Source organism: Actinoallomurus soli (genome assembly GCF_024055715.1).
GTDB lineage: Bacteria > Actinomycetota > Actinomycetes > Streptosporangiales > Streptosporangiaceae > Actinoallomurus > Actinoallomurus soli.
The window spans coordinates 389230-405989 of sequence record NZ_JAMXMV010000006.1 but is presented as its reverse complement, the minus strand read 5'-3'; the positions used below and the strand labels follow the sequence as shown (position 1 = coordinate 405989).

Below are 16760 nucleotides of genomic sequence, written 5' to 3'. Positions count from 1 at the left end.
CAACCTGATTCGACGAACGTCCCCGCACAGCGTGCGCCATCGCGCATAACGCCGGCGTAACCGGAACCGGTTACGCGCGGGTTATCGCCCGAGGACTCGACTCTCCGTACTCGCCGGGATCCGTCCGGCGGACTCATGCGGAGACGATGAATGCGAAGAAAGACGATCCCGCTGCTGGTCCTGGCCCCGGCGCTTCTCCTCGGCCTCCCGGCCTGCGGGTCCGGGCACAAGCCGGCGAACACCCGGACCGGTGCCGCGAGCGACCTGGAGAAGCTGCGCGCCTACGCCCGGTGCATGCGGGCCAACGGCGTCGACATGGCCGACCCGCAGCCCGACGGGAACGGTCGGGTCCGGATGTCGGTGCGGCGCGGCAGCGCCGAGCCGAACGCCGCGAAGGGCATGGACGACCCGGCGCTGAAGGCCGCCGAGTCCAAGTGCGGCCGTCTTCGGCCGAACGGCGGCAAGCCGAAGAAACCCAGCGCGCAGGACCTGGCCAAGCTGCGCGCCTACGCCAGGTGCATGCGCCGGCACGGCGTCGACATGGCCGACCCGAACCCCGACGGCGGCATCCTGATCAAGCGCAACGGCGGCCAGGGCTCTCAGGGCGCCTCCGGTCAGGGCGGCCCGGACAGTCCGGCGTTCAAGGACGCCGACCAGGCCTGCGCGCAGTACCGGTCGGGCGGCCCCGGCGGGCGGTCCCTGACCCGGAGCGGACATTGAGCAGGATCCGCGTCGCGGTCCTGAGCGGCGTCGGTGTGGTCCTCATCGGCGTCGGCGGCCTGGCGGCGGCCGGTCTGGGCGGCGGTGGCGGCACACCCACCGGGCGCGACTCCCTGCCGCCCGCGACGGCGCGGATCGAGCGGACCACCCTGGTGGAGACCCAGAAGGTGGACGGCACGCTCGGGTACGGCACGACGCACACCCTGACCGGCGCGGGCGGTCACGGCGTCCTGACCTGGCTGGCCGCGCCCGGCAGCGTCGTGTCGCGCGGCCGGTCCGCCTACCGCGTGGACGACCGGCCCGTGCCGCTGCTGTACGGGTCGCTGCCGCTCTACCGGACCCTCGCGGACGGCACGAAGGGCCGGGACGTCCTGCAGTTCGAGCGGAATCTCCAGGCCCTGGGCTACACCGGGTTCACGGTGGACAAGACCTACACCGCCGCCACCGCGGCGGCGGTGAAGCGCTGGCAGGAGGACCTCGGCCTCGCTGAGACGGGCAGGGTCGCGCCCGGCTCGGTCGTGACCGCCCCCGGCGAGATCCGGGTCGCCGAGCGGAAGGCGCAGACCGGGGACCGGGCGAGCGGCCCCGTGCTCACCTACACCGGCACCACCCGGCAGGTGGACGTCGACCTGGACGTGCAGTACCAGCGGCTGGCGGAGAAGGGCGCCCGGGTGTCGATCGAACTCCCCGGCGGCGGAACGACCAAGGGCCGGATCACCAAGGTCGGCAAGGTCGCCACGCCGGGTCGGGGCGACGCCCCCACCACGGTCGCGGTCACCGTGACCGTCGACGACCAGGGGGCGCTGGGCTCCTACGACAAGGCGCCGGTGAAGGTGTACCTCACCAGCGGCCGGCACGCGAACGTCCTCGCCGTGCCGATCGAGGCGCTGCTCGCCCAGTCCGACGGCGGCTACGGCGTGCAGGTCGTCGAGGGCGGCCGCGTCCGTACGGTCCCCGTGGAGACCGGCGCGTTCACCGAGGGCAAGGTGGAGGTCTCCGGTCCCGGCCTGGCCGAGGGCATGACCGTCGGGGTGCCGAAGTGAGCGAGCCCGTGGTCGGCGAGCCCGTGGTCGGCGAGCCGGTCGTGGAACTGCGGGAGGTCCGCAAGGAGTACCCGGGTGGCGTCACGGCGCTGGACGGGGTGTCTCTGCGGGTCGGGGCCGGTGAGGCGGCCGCGATCGTCGGGCCGTCCGGCTCCGGCAAGTCGACACTGCTGCACCTCATCGGCACGCTGGACCGGCCCAGCGCCGGCACGGTGCGCATCGAGGGCCGCGACGTGTCGACGATGCCGGATCGGCGGCTCTCCGCGCTGCGCGCCCGGCGGATCGGGTTCGTCTTCCAGCAGTTCCACCTCGCCGCCGGGGTCGGCGCGCTGGACAACGTCGCCGACGGCCTGCTGTACGCCGGCGTACCCCTGGCGGAACGCCGCCGCCGGGCGCGCTCGGCCCTCGAACGGGTCGGCCTGGCGCACCGGCTCGGCCACCGGCCGCACCAGTTGTCCGGCGGGGAGAAGCAGCGCGTCGCGATCGCCCGCGCGGTGGTCGGCGAACCGGCGATCCTGCTGGCCGACGAGCCGACCGGCGCGCTGGACACCGCCACCGGCGCCGGCGTGATGAACCTGCTCCGCGAACTGGCCGCGGTCGGCACCACGGTCATCGTGATCACCCACGACCGCGACATCGCCGCGACGCTGCCCCGCCAGATCCGCATGCTCGACGGCCGGGTCATCGCGGACGAGGTACGGGCGGAGGCCGCGCCATGACGGGAAGGGACGAGCCGGCACGGCTGGGCCCACGGGACGTGGTCCGGGTCGGCGCGGCGGGGCTGCGCGCCCGCCCGCTGCGAGTGTTCCTGTCCGCGCTGGGGATCGCGATCGGCATCGCCGCGATGGTCGGCGTGGTCGGGATCTCGACCTCCAGCCGGGCGCAGCTCCAGGCCGCGCTGGACCGGCTGGGCACGAACATGCTCACCGTGGCCCCGGGCAAGGACTTCTTCGGCTCCGACGCCGAGCTCCCCGAGGAATCGGTGGCGATGATCGGCCGGATGAGCGGCGTGCTGTCCGCGTCCGCCACCGGCAAGGTTCCCGGAACGAACGTCTACCGCAACGACCACATCGACGCGGGGGAGACCGGCGGCATCAGCGTCCTCGCGAGCCGCCTCGACCTGCCCCGTACGGCCGGTCTGAGCATGGCCGCCGGGACCTGGCTCAACGCGGCCACGAGCCGGTATCCGGCCGTCGTACTCGGCTCCGACGCCGCGGACGCGCTGGGTGTCGCGCAGCCGAACGTCCAGGTCTGGCTCGGCTCGCGGTGGTTCACGGTCGTCGGCATCCTGGACCACGCGCCGCTCGCGCCGGAGCTGGACTCGGCCGCGTTGGTCGGCTGGGACGTCGCGGCCGCGCGGCTCGGCTTCGACGGCCACCCCACCACCGTCTACACACGGGCGCGGAAGGACGCGGTGCCGCACGTGCGGGACCTGCTCGCCGCCACCGCCGATCCCGAGTCGCCGACCGCGGTGGAGGTCAGCCGCCCGTCGGACGCGCTGGCCGCGCAGAACGCCGGCGACAAGGCGTTCACCGGGCTCCTCCTCGGCCTGGGCGCGGTGGCGCTCCTGGTCGGCGGGGTCGGCGTCGCGAACACCATGGTGATCTCGGTCCTGGAACGCCGCGCCGAGATCGGCCTGCGACGCTCCCTGGGCGCGACGCGCGGTCAGGTCAGGCTGCAGTTCCTCGCCGAGTCGCAGCTCCTGGCGGCGCTCGGCGGCGTGGGCGGCGTGACGCTGGGCATCCTCATCACGGCGGTGTTCGCGGTGACGCAGGGCTGGCCGACGGTCGTCCCGCCGTGGGCGATGGCCGGCGGGGTCGGCGCGACGCTGGTCATCGGCGGGATCGCCGGGCTGTACCCCGCGATCCGCGCAGCCCGGCTGTCCCCCACCGAGGCCCTCGCCGCCCCGTGACCGTGAGGAGAGCCCGTACGCTGGGGCGGATGGAGATCCAAGGACACCGCGGGGCGCGGGGACTGTGGCCGGAGAACACCATCGCGGGGTTCGCCAGAACCCTCGAACTGGGCGTCGACGTGCTGGAGCTGGACGTCGCGCTCACCGCGGACGGAGTCCCGGTGCTCCACCACGACCAGGCGCTGAACGCCGGGACCGTACGGGACCGTGGGCCGTGCCGGCCGGACGACCCGCTGTACCCCTACGTCGGGCGGCCGATCCGGGAGCTCACGCTCGCGCAGATCAAGACGCTGGACGCGGGGATACGGAACGAGCGGTTCGCGGCGACGCAGACGCCGATCCCCGGTGCGGAGGTGCCGACGCTGGCGGAGCTGTGCGAGCTGGTCGTGCCGCACGACGTACGGCTGTCCGTCGAGATCAAGACCGATCCGTCCTGGCCGGACATCGAGACGATCACGGTCACGGCCGTGAAGGTGCTGGAGTCGTACGGGCTGCTGGAGCGGGTGCGGCTGCTGGCGTTCGACTGGCGGGTGCTGGGCGTGGCGCGGGAGCTGCTGCCCGGCGGGGACCGCGTCGCGCTGGTCGAGCCGGACACGCTCGACGCGTCGTGGATGGCCGGACGGGATCCGGCGGGCGGGCTGATCGCCGCCGCGGCCGACGCCGGGGCGACCATGATCTCCCCCAAGCGGGTCATGGTCGTCCCGGAACTGGTCGCGGCGGCGCACGCGCGGGGCCTGCGCGTCGTCCCGTGGACGGTCAACGATCCGGCCGAGATGCGGCGGCTCATCGCGTTCGGCGTGGACGCGATCGTCACCGACTACCCCGACCGCCTCCGTACGGTGCTGGGCCGCTGACCGGCAGGGCCCGGCTCAGAGCCAGCCGTTGCGGCGGAAGCCCCTGTAGAGGACGAAACAGGCGCTCACGATGACGCCCACGGCCATCAGGTAGCCGTACTTCCAGTGCAGCTCCGGCATGTACTTGAAGTTCATGCCGTAGACGCCGGTGATCGCCGTCGGCATCGCGAGGATCGCCGCCCACGCGGAGATCTTGCGCATGTCGTGGTTGTCGGTGACGGTCACCTGGGTCAGGTGCGCCTGGAGGATCGGGGTGAGCAGTTCGTCGCAGGACTCGACCTGCTCGCGCACGCGGGCGAGGTGGTCGTCGACGTCGCGGAAGTACTCGCGGATCTCGGTGGGGACGAACCGGCGGGCCGCGAGGTTGCGCAGCGGGCCGGACAGCGGGCCGACGGCGCGCTTGAGCTGGATGACCTCGCGCTTCAACCGGTAGATGCGCTCGGCCTGGTTGGTGGCGTCGGCGGAGAAGACGTTCTCCTCGACCTCGTCGATGTCCTGCTGGACGGCGTTGCCGACGCAGATGTAGTCGTCGACGACCCGGTCGATGATGGCGTGCAGGACGGCGGCGGGTCCGAGGGCGAGGCGCTCGGGGTTGTCCTCGAGGCGCTGCCGGACGGGGGCGAGCGCGCCGTGCTCGCCGTGCCGGACGGTGACGACGAAGTCGGGCCCGCAGAAGATCATGATTTCGCCGGTGCGCACGGTCTCCGTGCCGGCGCGCTCGACGTATCCGACCGTCTTCATGACGATGAACTGCACGTCGTCGTAGCGCTCGAGCTTCGGCCGCTGGTGGGCGTGGACGGCGTCCTCCACGGCGAGCGGGTGCAGGCCGAACACCTCCGACAGCCGTTCCAGCTCGGCCGCGTCGGGCTCGTGCAGGCCGACCCAGACGAAGCGGCTGCGCGGCTCGGCGCCCTCCGGGAGGTCGTCGGGGGCGCGTACGAGCTCGACGGCCTCGGCGAGACTGGCGGTGTCGACGCGCTTGCCGTCGATGTACGCCGCCCAGTCGATGAGGGCGGACCGCTGGTTGATCGACTCACCGGCCGCGATGCGGCCGGGACGGGCGAGCGGCTTGAACAGGACGCGAGTCGCGCGTCCGGGGCGAACCCTGGTCATGGCCATGGGGAATCCTTCCCTGGCCCGGCCGCACGCGCGCCGGCGCGCGTCGACCCGTGATCAGAGCGGGGAGCGCGCGCCGGAGGCGGCCGGACGCCGAGTAGAGATGGTCGGACTGTGAGGAGGCTCGGCGTTACTGCAAGGATCGCCAGGACTCATTTCGACCACCTCCTTAGGGTCGTCGGCGTCAGAGCACGGGCTCTGAGGTTACACCGGGTAATAAGGACGCCCGGCGGCGGCCGCCGGTTCACAGGATTCCCGGATTACTTCAGAAATCACGCGTCCGGTCCCCGAAGTAGATCAACAACGGCGGCCTGCCGCCGCTTCCCCGACGAGCCCGGAAAACAGGAGATCTCGGTAGGCTTCCCTACGTGCGAGTCCTCGTTCTCGGCTCGGGCGGGCGCGAACACGCGCTGGTCCGCTCCCTTGCCCAAGATCCCGACGTCACCGCGCTGCACTGCGCCCCCGGCAACGCCGGCACCGGCGCGCTCGCGGACAACCATGTCCTGGATCCCACCGATCCGGTCGCCGTGGTCGAGCTCGCGCAGCGCCTGGCGGCACAGCTCGTGGTGATCGGTCCCGAGGCGCCGCTGGTCGCGGGCGTGGGCGACGCCCTGCGCCGGGCCGGGCTGCTGTGCTTCGGCCCCGACGCCGCGGCCGCGAGGATCGAGGGCTCGAAGGCGTTCGCCAAGGAGATCATGGCGGCGGCCGGCGTCCCGACCGCCGACTCACGGATCTGTGAGGGCACCGACGGCGTGAACGCCGCGCTCGACGCGTTCGGGCCGCCGTACGTCGTGAAGGACGACGGGCTGGCCGCGGGCAAGGGCGTCGTCGTGACCGAGGACCGGGCGATCGCCGCGCGGCACGCCGCCCAGTGCGAGCGGGTCGTCATCGAGGAGTTCCTCGACGGGCCCGAGGTCTCGCTGTTCGCGCTGACCGACGGCACGACGGTCGTCCCGCTGCTGCCGGCGCAGGATTTCAAGCGGGCCTACAACGACGACCAGGGCCCGAACACCGGCGGCATGGGCGCCTACACGCCGCTTCCCTGGGCGCCCGCGGGCCTGGTCGACGAGGTCGTACAGACGGTCATCCAGCCGACCGTGGACGAGATGCGGCGCCGCCAGACGCCGTACACCGGTGTGCTGTACGCCGGGCTCGCGCTGACGTCGAAGGGCGTCCGGGTGATCGAGTTCAACGCGCGGTTCGGCGACCCGGAGACCCAGGTCGTCCTGGACCGGCTGGCGACCCCGCTCGGCTCGCTGCTGCAGGCGTGCGCGGTCGGCGGGCTCGGGTCGGCCCCGGCGCTGGAGTGGCGGCCGGGCGCGGCGGTCACCGTCGTCATCGCGGCGGAGAACTACCCCGGCAAGCCGACCGTCGGCGATCCCATCGCCGGGCTGGAGGAGGCCGAGGCGGTGGAGGGCGCGTACGTCCTGCACGCGGGCACGAAGCTGGAGAAGGGTCTGCCGGTCTCCGGCGGCGGGCGGGTGCTCGACGTGGTCGGCACCGGCCCGGACCTGGCCGCGGCCCGCGCGACGGCGTACGCCGCGGCGGAGCGGATCCGCCTGCGCGGCGCGCACTACCGCACGGACATCGCCGCCAAGGTCTGACCGGCGCGTGGCGATCTCCGACGCCGGGGGCCCGGTCGAGACGGCGCCCCCGGCGGAGGACGGCTACCGGGTCACCACCGTCGAGCTGTTCTTCGACCTGGTCTTCGTCTTCACGATCACGCAGCTCACCGGGGTGCTGGCCCACGAGCTGTCCCCGGTGGGGCTGCTGCGGGTGGTCGCGCTGTTCGGCGTCCTATGGTGGATCTACTCCGGGTACGCCTGGCTGACGAACACGGTCGCGCCGACGACCACGCTGCGGCGGCTCCTGCTGCTGGTCGGGATGGCCGGGTTCCTGATCATGGCGCTGGCGACCCCGCGCGCCTTCGACGGCGGCGGCGTCGCCTGGGGGCTGGGCTACCTCGTCGTCGTGCTCGTCCACGGCGGCCTGTACGCGCAGGTCAACCGGCAGATCCTGCGCGTCCTCCCGGTGAACCTGGTGGCGGCCGCCCTGGTGATCGGCGCGGGGCTGACGTCGGGTCCGCCGACATACGCGCTGTGGATCGCGGCGGTGCTCGTGCCGATCGCCGCGCCGTACGTCATACGGCCGGGCGGCCGGTTCTCGTTGCGGGCGGGGCACATCGTCGAGCGGAACGGCCTGCTGGTCCTGATCACGCTCGGCGAGTCGGTGGTGGCGATCGGGATCGGCCTGTCGGAGAACCCGCTCGACACCCGTACGACGGTCGCCGCGGTGCTCGGCCTGGCCCTCGCCGCCGCGCTGTGGTGGCCCTACTTCGCCGAGGACGACCTACGGGCCGAGTCCGCGCTCACGCGGATGGACGACGCACGCCGGACCGGCGCGATCATGAACGCGTACTTCTACGCGCACATCCCGCTGATGCTCGGCATCGTCGCGGCGGCGGCGGGCGTGAAGAAGGCGATGGCCCACCCGGTGGAGGCCCTGCACACGGGACCGGCGGTCGCCCTCGGCGCGGGCGTCGCCGCGTACCTGCTGGGCGACGCGGCCTTCCGCCGGATCCTCCGGATCGGCTCTCCGGCGATCCGGGTCGGCGCGGCGGTGCTGTCCCTGGCCGCGATCCCGGTGGGCGCCCTGCTGGCCGGCGAGGCGGAGCTCATCGCCCTCGTCCTGATCATCGTGGCGGCCCTCCTGACGGAGCGGAGGAGCACCGGCGGTCCTGGGTGAGCCGCCTGTCCTGACGCCTGGGACACTGGAGGGGTGATCGAGCGCTACACCCTTCCGGAGATGGGCCGCGTCTGGAGTGACGCGCACAAGTACGAGCTGTGGTGCCGGGTCGAGACCCTGGTGCTCGAGGCACACGCCAAGGCGGGCACCGTCCCGTCGGACGTCGTGGAGCCGGTGCGCGCCGCCCCGCCGCCGACCCCTGAGCGGGTCGCCGAGATCGAGGCGACGACCCAGCACGACGTGATCGCGTTCCTGTCCGCGTGGGCCGACAACACCGAGCCCCGCGAGGCCGCGGCGTACGTCCACTTCGGCATGACGTCCTCGGACCTGCTCGACACGGCCCTCGCGGTGCAGCTCGTCGAGGCGACCGACATCCTGCTCGCCAAGGCCGACGCCCTCGTCGCGGCGCTGCGCGACCACGGCCTGGCCCACCGCGACACGCTGCGCGTCGGCCGTACCCACGGCATCCACGGCGAGCCCGACGTCTGGGGGCACCGGGTCGCCGACTTCGCGTTCGCGATGGCGCGCTCCCGCGACCGGCTGCGCCGCGCCCGCGCGGCCGTCGGCGTCTGCGCGATCTCCGGCGCCGTCGGCACCTACTCCAACATCGACCCGGAGGTCGAGCGGTACGTCGCCGCTGAGCTCGGGCTGGCCCCGGCCGACGTGTCGACCCAGGTGGTGATCCGCGACGGCATCAGCGAGTGGGTCTCCGCCCTGTCGATCATCGCCACGGTCTGCGAGGCCATCGCGCTGGAGGTCCGGCACGGCCAGCGGACCGAGGTCCGCGAGCTGTGGGAGCCGTTCGGGAAGGGCCAGAAGGGCTCCTCCGCGATGCCGCACAAGAAGAATCCCATCATCTCCGAGCGCCTGGCCGGGCTGGCCCGGATCGTCCGCGCGCAGGTGGTCCCGGTCCTGGAGGGCATCCCGCTGTGGCACGAGCGGGACATCTCCCACTCCTCCACGGAGCGGATCGCGCTGCCCGACGCCTCCATCGCGCTCGACTACATGCTGAACCTCACGCACCGCCTCGTGACCGGCCTCGTCGTCGACGCCGAGCGGATGCGCGCGAACCTGGAGTCGACCGGCGGCCTGATCTACACCAGCGCGGTCCTGCTGGAGCTGGTCAACGCCGGGATGTCCCGCGATGACGAGGCGTACCCCCTGGTGCAGCGGGCCGCGATGGAGACCTGGGAGACCGGGACGCCGTTCCGCGAGACGCTGCGCGCGCAGGCCGCGGCGGCCGGGCTCACCCTCGACGAGGCGCGGCTCGACGCCGTCTGCCGGCCGGAGCGGTACGTCGAGCGCCTCGACGGCGTGTTCCAGCGTCTCGCCGCGCTGAGCTGACGGAGGCCGGGATGCGATCATGGCGGGGAGAGAAGGGAGCCCCGCCATGACGGTCGTGGTCCGCGAGCTGAACGTCTATCCCGTGAAGAGCGCCGGCGGCACGCCGCTGACCGGCGCCGAGGTGCTTCCGGAGGGGTTCCGGAACGACCGGGCGTTCATGCTGGTCCGCCCGGACGGGCGGCACCTGTCGCAGCGGGAGGTCCCGCGGATGGCGCTGCTGCGCCCGTCGTACGACGGCGTGAAGCTGACCGTGGAGTTCGCCGGGACCGGGCCGGACGGGCCGCTCGTCCACTCGGCGTCGGGCGACGGGCCGGTGCTCGACGTCACGGTGCACGGCAATCCGTGCCAGGGCGTCGACCAGGGTGACGAGGCCGCCGGCTGGTTCACCGCCGCGCTCGGCCGCGAGTGCCGCCTCGTCCGGTTCACCGGCCGGCGTCCGACCAAGGTCGGCGGCACGGTGAAGTTCGCCGACGAGTTCCCCCTGCTCGTCGTCTCGGTGGAGTCCCTGGAGGAGCTGAACTCCCGCCTCGACGAGCCGCTGCCGATGAACCGCTTCCGGCCCAACATCGTGCTCGAAGGTCTCGGCGCGTGGGGCGAGGACACCGTGCGCACCCTGCGGATCGGCGGCGTCGAGCTGGAGCTGGTCAAGCCCTGCGCCCGCTGCGTGATCACGACCACCGACCAGGAGACCGCCGTCAAGGGCCGCGAGCCGCTGCGCACCCTGGCGACCTACCGGACCCTCGTCTTCCCCGACGGCGACCGCGGCGTCATCTTCGGTCAGAACGCCGTCCCCCGCGCGCTCGGCACCATCAGCGTCGGCGACGCGGTCGAGGTCACCCGGCTCGGCTGAGCCGGCGGCCCCGCGATCCACCCGATAACGGACGTGCCCTCGGGCGACTTCACCGAGCGTCACACCCGCATCACTCCCGCCCATCCGGCGCACCGGGCGGCGGGTACCACGCGAACCCGTGGGTATGCTCGGGGCTCAGGTTCGTACAAGTGAAACGCTGAACGCATCGGCAAGCCCGGTCGCTGAGGTCCGCGAGACCCCGAACAAACCTGCGGCCCGCCGCATCTAACCAATCGGCGCAACCACGCCAGACCGGAAGTTTCGGTCATGCCGCGGAGCGCCCGATGGAATACTGGGGCCGCCCGTGTCACACGCGCGGCACTCGTGACCCGCCGACCTGACCGAGCGGGCAGTCTAACTTCACCGCAGCCAAAGGAGCACCGGCGATATGAGCTTGGGCCACGAGGTCCGTTACCGCGTGCGGGGCGGCGCCGAGTTGAACGGCACCGTGTTCGTCCAGGGCGCCAAGAACGCCGTCCTGCCGATGATCGGCGCCTCCCTGATGGCGGCCGAGGGACGTACGGTCCTGCGCAACGTACCGATCATCGAGGACGTGAGACGCGCGGTCGAGCTGGCGCAGGCGATCGGCGCGAAGGCCGAGCTGCACGAGGCCGAGCGCACCCTGGTGATCGACGCGTCGCAGCTGACGAGCCCGGTCCTGCCCGAAGAGATCGCTTCGCGGTTCCGTGGCTCGTTCCTGTTCGTCCCGGCGTTGCTGCACCGGCTCGGTGAGGCGGTGATCGAGGGCGTCGGCGGATGCAACCTCGGCAGCCGCAACCTGGACTTCCACTACAACGGTTTCAAGCGCATGGGCGCGACCGTCACCGAGCAGGTGAGCGACGACGGCCGTGGCAGCATCCATGTCAAGGTCAGTCAGCTGCAGGGCGGCACCCTCTACCTCGACACGCCCTCGCACACCGGCACCGAGAACCTCCTGATGGCCGCCTCGCTGGCCGAGGGCACCACGCTGATCAAGAACTGCGCCCTGGAGCCCGAGGTCCTGGACGTCATCCAGCTCCTGCAGCGCATGGGCGCGCGCATCACCGGCGGCGGCACCGGCTTCATCACCGTCGAGGGCGTCGACCGTCTCACCGCGGTCCAGCACACCGTGATGCCCGACCGCATCGACGCCGGCGTGCTGGTGATGGCGGCCGCCGCCACGGGCGGCGAGATCAGCCTGGTCGGCGCCTCGCTCGAGCACCTCGGCGTCGCCGCCGACAAGCTGGAGCAGATGGGCGTGGAGTTCTCTCAGGAGGGCGCCGTGCTCCGGGTCCGCCGCGACCGGCCGCTGCGGCCGATCAACGTGATCACCGACGAGTACCCCGGCTTCGCCACCGACCTCCAGTCGCCGATCATGGCGCTGTCCTGCCTCGCCGACGGGCCGAGCTACATCTACGAGCGCATCTTCGACGGCCGGTTCAAGCTGGCCGACGAGCTGGTGCGGATGGGCGCCGACATCGAGGTGAACGGCAACCGGGCCAAGGTCAACGGCGCGACGCCGCTGCGCGGGGCCGAGGTCGTCGCCCACGACCTGCGCACGGGGAGCGCGCTGGTGCTGGCGGGCCTCGTGGCCGAGGGCGAGACCACGATCACGAACGGCTACTACCTGGACCGCGGCCACTCGCACGTCGCCGAGCGGCTGAACGCCCTGGGCGCGGACATCGAGCGCCTGGCCTGACCTCACGACGAGGACGCCCCGTCAGGTTCCCCGCGCTGCTCCGGCCCGGGGAACGTGGCGGGGCTCAGGCCGTAACGGACCAAAATGATCACAGCATTCCCGACCGTCGCTGACCTAACCGGTTAGTAATATTCTCCTCACCGGACGCCCTCTACTAGTGGTTTTTCGACGCACTCTTAACCGATTTCGCTAAGACCCGTCACATACCACGGGCCTCCGGCGATCTGCCCAATGAGGTGTTAGTTCACGGAGCTGGGGCGGACGACCAGATGAGGGGCGTCAGTGCGATGAGTCATGCGTTGGGTGAGGGCCGTGTTCCGACGGCCGCGGACGAGGACCTTCGGCGGGTGGGGCCGCCCGAAAGTCACCCGGAGGCGCCGCGGCGCCGGGAGGGGCGGACATGAGCGGTCCTCGAGGCGGATCGGTGACCCCCGATCTGACCATCGGCGTCGTCGGACCCCACGATCTGGTCGAGCGGGTCATGCTCATGGGCCACGGCCCCACTCCGGTGCCGAGCCGCCTCGTCGCGGCCGCGTACCGCGACGAGCAGGAGGCGGCGGACAAGGTCGTACGGCTCGGGTCGGGGGTGGACGTCTGCCTGTTCGCCAGCCCCGTCCCCTACGAGTTCGCCCGTAAGGCGGGCGTCCTCACGATGCCGGCGACCTTCGTTCCCCTCAACGGCGCCGCACTGCAGGGCGCGCTCCTGCGCGCCGCGCTCGACGAGCAGCACGAACCCTCGCGCGTCAGCATCGACGTGCTGAGCCGCGCGGAGGTCGAAGAGGCGTACGGCGAGATCAACCTCAGCACCGAGCACGTGCACTTGCGGGAGGAGGCGGCCGGACCGGGGACTCTGGCGGCCTTTCACGAGCGTTTGTGGCGCCGCGGCGCAACAAGTGTCGCGCTCACTTGCGTCCACGCCACGGCCGAGCGGCTCGAACTGGCCGGCGTGCCGACGCTCCGCATCCGGCCGACGGGCGCGGCGATCCGGTCCGCGCTGCAGACCTCGGCCCTGCTCGGCGCTCACCACCGGCTGGAGGAGTCCCAGCTCGTGGTGGTGGTCGTGGACGTTCCGACGCTGCGCGAGACGCCGCGGCGCGTCACGCCGCGCTACTGGCGCGAGGAGCTGAAGCTGTCGCTGCAGCGCCTCCTCCTGCAGGAGGCGCACCGGATGAGCGCCGCCGTCTGGCCGCTCGACGACCACAGCTACCTGGTCACCGCGACGCGCGGCTCGATCACGGCGGCGACCGAGGGGTTCCGCACCCCGCCCTTCGTCGAGCGGGTGCGGGAGGAGCTGGGGCTGGCCGTCGAGGTCGGCATCGGCATGGGCCGCACCGCCCAGGAGGCCGAGACGCACGCGCGGGCGGCGCTGGCCCGCTCGCAGACGTCGCAGCGGGCACAGGGCTTCGCGCTCGACCGGGACGGCCGGGCGCTCGTGCCCGCCCCGCGGACCCCGCCGCGCGCTCCGGCGCCCGCCAAGCCGAAGGGCCTGGAGATCCTCGCCCGCCTGGCCGACAAGCTGGGCGACCAGCCGGGAGAAGAGGGGCCCGACGGCCGGCAGCCGCTCATCGTGGACGCGGAGAACGCCGGGAAGATGCTCGGCGTCACCCCGCGCACGGCCCGGCGGCTGCTGCGGACGCTGGTGGAGGAGGGCCTCGCCTGGCCGCTGCCGCCCAACCGGACCCCGCAGCCGGGCCGTCCCCGTCAGCTCTACCGCCTGATCGTCGAGAAGCTCGGGCCGAAGGCCGGCTGATCCCGCGGCGATCCGCCGTCGGATCCCTCAGCGGACCGGTCAGCCGGTCCGTCAGCCGCGTCCTCGGCCGGTCCGCCGGTTGATCCGCCGGCCGGTCCGCCGGTTGATCCGCCGGCCGGTCCGCCGGCTGATCCGGCCGCCGCATCCCTGGCGGATCCGGCGGCCGGCCCGTTGGCGGATCGGCCGCGCCGTGGGCCGCCCGGAAGTGCCGGGCGGGCCACGGCAGGCGCGAGCACGACATTCCGGGCAGAATTCGCCCTAAGTCCGTATCCGGAAATGCGGCGGTCCTATCGGACCGTTGGTCAACATAATGGTCATGGCCGTATTCGGCCACTTCAGCGCGTGTCCTCAACTCGGCGACCGCCGCGAACGTCGCATACGTAGTGTCGGGATCCCGACGCTCTCCGTCGTTCGAAACAAGGAACGCCATGGACGGAAACCGGCCGGTTCCCGGATACCGGCAGATCCGCCTTCTCGGCCAGGGCGCCTCGGGCACGGTCGTCCTGGCCGTCCACGAGGCGACCGGCACCCCCGCCGCCATCAAGTACCTCTCCGATGAGCTCAGGTCGGACGCCGGCTTCCTCGACGGGTTCCGGGCGGAGGCGCGTCTGCTGGCCGAGCTGACCGATCCCCACATCGTCGGCCTGTACGAGTACTACGAGACGCCGACGGCCGCCGCCTTCGTCATGGAGCTCGTCGACGGCGTCACGCTCAAGGACGTCCTCAAGACGCAGGGACCCACCGGCCCGGAGGCCGCGCTGGTCGTCCTGAAGGGCTCGCTGCGCGGCCTGGCGGCCGCGCACGCCGCCGGGGTCGTCCACCGCGACTACAAGCCCGCCAACGTCCTGATCCGCGACGACGGCGAGAGCAAGCTCGCCGACTTCGGCATCGCGGTCCGCGCGGACGAACACGCCACCGCCTCCGGCACGCCCGCCTACATGGCGCCCGAACAGTGGACGACCGGCGCCGTCGGACCGGCCACCGACGTGTACGCCGCCACCGCCGTGTTCTACGAATGCCTCACCGGCGAACGCCCGTACCCCGTCGAGGGGCTGTGGGCGCTGGCCGCCGCCCACCGGCTCGACCCGATCCCGGTCGACCGGGTTCCCACGGGACTGCGCGGCCTGGTCGCGCGCGGCCTCGCCAAGGACGCCGCCGGCCGGCCGGCGTCGGCCGAGGCGTTCCTCGCCGAACTGGAGGACACGGCGCTCGCCGAGTACGGCCCGGGCTGGGAGGAGCGCGGCCGGGTCCGTCTCGCCGCCCTCGCCGCGCTGCTGGCCTACCTCTTCCCGCTCGCCCGGCCGATCGCCGCCGGCGGCACCGCGCTGGCGCTGACGCGCCTGGGCAAGAGCAGGCTCCTGGTCGTGGCCGGGATGGCGGCGGGCGCGCTCCTGGCGGGCGGCGGCGGGGCGTACGTCCTGGCCGACTCCCACCACCGCCTCGGCGGAGGCGCCACCGCGACCTCGACGCCGTCCGTGGTGGCCGAGCCGAACCCCTCCCCGAGCGACATCGTCTCGCCGTCGCCGAGCCCGTCGCCGTCGGACAGCCCCACGCCGGCCGGGTCGGCGCCTGCGCCCGGGACGACGTCGCCGTCCGCCCCCGGGGGTCCCGGCGCGCCGACCGCGCCCCCGGCCGAGGGCCCGACCAGCCCCGTGGTCGTCGTCCCGACGCCCACGCCCACCCCCACGCACACCAAGCCGGCCCCCACAGTGGTCACGGGGATCAAGGTCGAGGGCGTCTCCACGGGCTCCGCCGCCCGCGCCGCCGCGGGGTATTCGGTGACCGCCCGCATCAGCGTCACCGTCAGCGGACCCGGCACCGTGAGCGTCGCCGTGACCTTCGCCGCGGACCGCGCCGGTGACCACCCCACCACGGAGTCCGTGAGCGGTCCCGGCACGCACGCGCTGACGTCCACGTACGACTACGACAGCTGTCCCGGCACGTCGGTGACCGTCACCGCCTCGGCGGACGGTCACTCCGACTCCGGCTCCGCCTCCTTCGGCTGCGGAATCGAGTGAGGGCGATGGACGAGACGCGGCGCGACTCCCACGCGACCGGACGCGACCTTCACGAGACCCGGCGCGACCTGGACGAGACGGCGCGCGACCTCGACGAGACGCTGCGGCCGGCCGATCGAACCGACGGGATCCTGCCGTACGACGAGCCCGAGCGATCCGGGGACGACCGCACCCTGCCGTCCGGCGACGGTTCCAGCCTGCGGTTCGGGCCCGGTGTTCCGGCGGAGGTGGCGAAGAAGTGGAGCGGGGGCGGCCGGCGCCGGCGGCTCGGGCGCCGGATCGCCGGCGGGCTGCTGACCCTGGGCGTCGCCGCGCTCGCCGGCCTGATCGTGTGGTGGCTGCTGCGCGGGGGCACCGGGGTCGCCGTGACCGGCGTGGACGTCAGCGCGCCGACCACGATGCAGTCCTGCGACACGACCGTACGGCTCGTCGGGACGATCCGGACCAACGGCGGCTACGGCGACGTCAGGTACCGCTGGCGGCGCAGCGACGGTCAGGTCTCCGGGGTCCTGACCGAGAGCGTGCGCAAGGGGCAGCGCTCGGTCCGGGTTCCGCTGCGCTGGACCGTGAAGGGCGAGGGGACCCTCCACGCGGTCGCGACGCTGGAGATCGTCCAGCCGGGCGGGCCGGGCCTGCGGGCCTCCGGCGCCTTCGACTACGCCTGCGGGTGACCTCTCCGGCCGGATCCGTGGGGGTGAGGGCCGAAAAAGAGCGTGGCGCGCAGAAGGGC

The 16760-nt window shown here is 72.9% G+C and carries 14 protein-coding genes; 13 read left to right on the top strand and 1 reads right to left on the bottom strand.

Annotated features, from left to right (window positions below; all coding sequences use genetic code 11):
- The first annotated feature begins 150 nt into the window (after positions 1-150).
- Genes NDW01_RS18530 through NDW01_RS18510 form a run of 5 tightly spaced genes read left to right on the top strand, consistent with a single transcriptional unit; the run spans position 151 to position 4529 of the window.
- On the top strand, positions 151-720 hold the full coding sequence (locus NDW01_RS18530) for a hypothetical protein (protein WP_252822155.1): 570 nt from the start codon (positions 151-153) through the stop codon (positions 718-720).
- Complete coding sequence (locus NDW01_RS18525) at positions 717-1763, top strand: peptidoglycan-binding protein (protein WP_252822153.1); 1047 nt, start codon at positions 717-719, stop codon at positions 1761-1763. The genes NDW01_RS18530 and NDW01_RS18525 overlap by 4 nt, the downstream gene beginning before the upstream one ends.
- The gene (locus NDW01_RS18520; RefSeq protein WP_252822150.1) at positions 1760-2482 is read left to right on the top strand and encodes an ABC transporter ATP-binding protein; all 723 of its coding nucleotides are present in this window, start codon (positions 1760-1762) and stop codon (positions 2480-2482) included. The genes NDW01_RS18525 and NDW01_RS18520 overlap by 4 nt, the downstream gene beginning before the upstream one ends.
- A complete protein-coding gene (locus NDW01_RS18515; protein ID WP_252822148.1) occupies positions 2479-3675 on the top strand; it encodes an ABC transporter permease in 1197 nt (398 codons plus the stop codon). The genes NDW01_RS18520 and NDW01_RS18515 overlap by 4 nt, the downstream gene beginning before the upstream one ends.
- A 29-nt stretch (positions 3676-3704) precedes the next feature.
- Positions 3705-4529, top strand: coding sequence for a glycerophosphodiester phosphodiesterase family protein (locus tag NDW01_RS18510; protein WP_252822145.1), 825 nt, complete (start codon positions 3705-3707; stop codon positions 4527-4529).
- Positions 4530-4544: 15 nt separating this feature from the next.
- On the opposite strand, the gene corA is transcribed toward NDW01_RS18510, so the two are convergent.
- On the bottom strand, positions 4545-5642 hold the full coding sequence (gene corA / locus NDW01_RS18505) for a magnesium/cobalt transporter CorA (protein ID WP_252822143.1): 1098 nt from the start codon (positions 5640-5642) through the stop codon (positions 4545-4547).
- A 371-nt stretch (positions 5643-6013) separates the two neighbouring features.
- Here corA and purD point away from each other — a divergent pair, with 371 nt between their 5' ends.
- From purD to NDW01_RS18465, 8 genes are all read left to right on the top strand, one after another.
- Positions 6014-7249 carry a phosphoribosylamine--glycine ligase gene (gene purD / locus NDW01_RS18500; protein ID WP_252822141.1) on the top strand — a complete coding sequence of 412 codons (1236 nt, stop codon included), beginning with the start codon at positions 6014-6016 and terminating at the stop codon, positions 7247-7249.
- A 7-nt stretch (positions 7250-7256) separates the two neighbouring features.
- Entirely contained in the window at positions 7257-8390 is a 1134-nt protein-coding gene (locus tag NDW01_RS18495; protein WP_252822139.1) for a low temperature requirement protein A, read from the top strand.
- 33 nt (positions 8391-8423) lie between these two features.
- The gene (gene purB, locus NDW01_RS18490) at positions 8424-9734 is read left to right on the top strand and encodes an adenylosuccinate lyase (RefSeq protein ID WP_252822137.1); all 1311 of its coding nucleotides are present in this window, start codon (positions 8424-8426) and stop codon (positions 9732-9734) included.
- A 46-nt stretch (positions 9735-9780) separates the two neighbouring features.
- Complete coding sequence (locus NDW01_RS18485; RefSeq protein WP_252822135.1) at positions 9781-10584, top strand: MOSC domain-containing protein; 804 nt, start codon at positions 9781-9783, stop codon at positions 10582-10584.
- A gap of 388 nt (positions 10585-10972) precedes the next feature.
- On the top strand, positions 10973-12262 hold the full coding sequence (gene murA / locus NDW01_RS18480; RefSeq protein WP_252822133.1) for a UDP-N-acetylglucosamine 1-carboxyvinyltransferase: 1290 nt from the start codon (positions 10973-10975) through the stop codon (positions 12260-12262).
- A gap of 466 nt (positions 12263-12728) precedes the next feature.
- The gene (locus tag NDW01_RS18475) at positions 12729-14012 is read left to right on the top strand and encodes a transcriptional regulator (protein WP_252822276.1); all 1284 of its coding nucleotides are present in this window, start codon (positions 12729-12731) and stop codon (positions 14010-14012) included.
- 428 nt (positions 14013-14440) lie between these two features.
- On the top strand, positions 14441-16030 hold the full coding sequence (locus tag NDW01_RS18470; RefSeq protein WP_252822131.1) for a serine/threonine-protein kinase: 1590 nt from the start codon (positions 14441-14443) through the stop codon (positions 16028-16030).
- Between the two features lie 5 nt (positions 16031-16035).
- Entirely contained in the window at positions 16036-16701 is a 666-nt protein-coding gene (locus tag NDW01_RS18465; RefSeq protein ID WP_252822129.1) for a hypothetical protein, read from the top strand.
- Positions 16702-16760 lie beyond the last annotated feature (59 nt).

Coding starts and splice junctions, on each gene's coding strand:
- NDW01_RS18485 (WP_252822135.1), top strand. CDS start 9,781: ATGACGGTCGTGGTCCGCGAGCTGAACGTCTATCCCGTGAAGAGCGCC.
- NDW01_RS18465 (WP_252822129.1), top strand. CDS start 16,036: ATGGACGAGACGCGGCGCGACTCCCACGCGACCGGACGCGACCTTCAC.
- corA (WP_252822143.1), bottom strand. CDS start 5,642: ATGACCAGGGTTCGCCCCGGACGCGCGACTCGCGTCCTGTTCAAGCCG.
- NDW01_RS18510 (WP_252822145.1), top strand. CDS start 3,705: ATGGAGATCCAAGGACACCGCGGGGCGCGGGGACTGTGGCCGGAGAAC.
- murA (WP_252822133.1), top strand. CDS start 10,973: ATGAGCTTGGGCCACGAGGTCCGTTACCGCGTGCGGGGCGGCGCCGAG.
- NDW01_RS18515 (WP_252822148.1), top strand. CDS start 2,479: ATGACGGGAAGGGACGAGCCGGCACGGCTGGGCCCACGGGACGTGGTC.
- NDW01_RS18470 (WP_252822131.1), top strand. CDS start 14,441: ATGGACGGAAACCGGCCGGTTCCCGGATACCGGCAGATCCGCCTTCTC.
- NDW01_RS18530 (WP_252822155.1), top strand. CDS start 151: ATGCGAAGAAAGACGATCCCGCTGCTGGTCCTGGCCCCGGCGCTTCTC.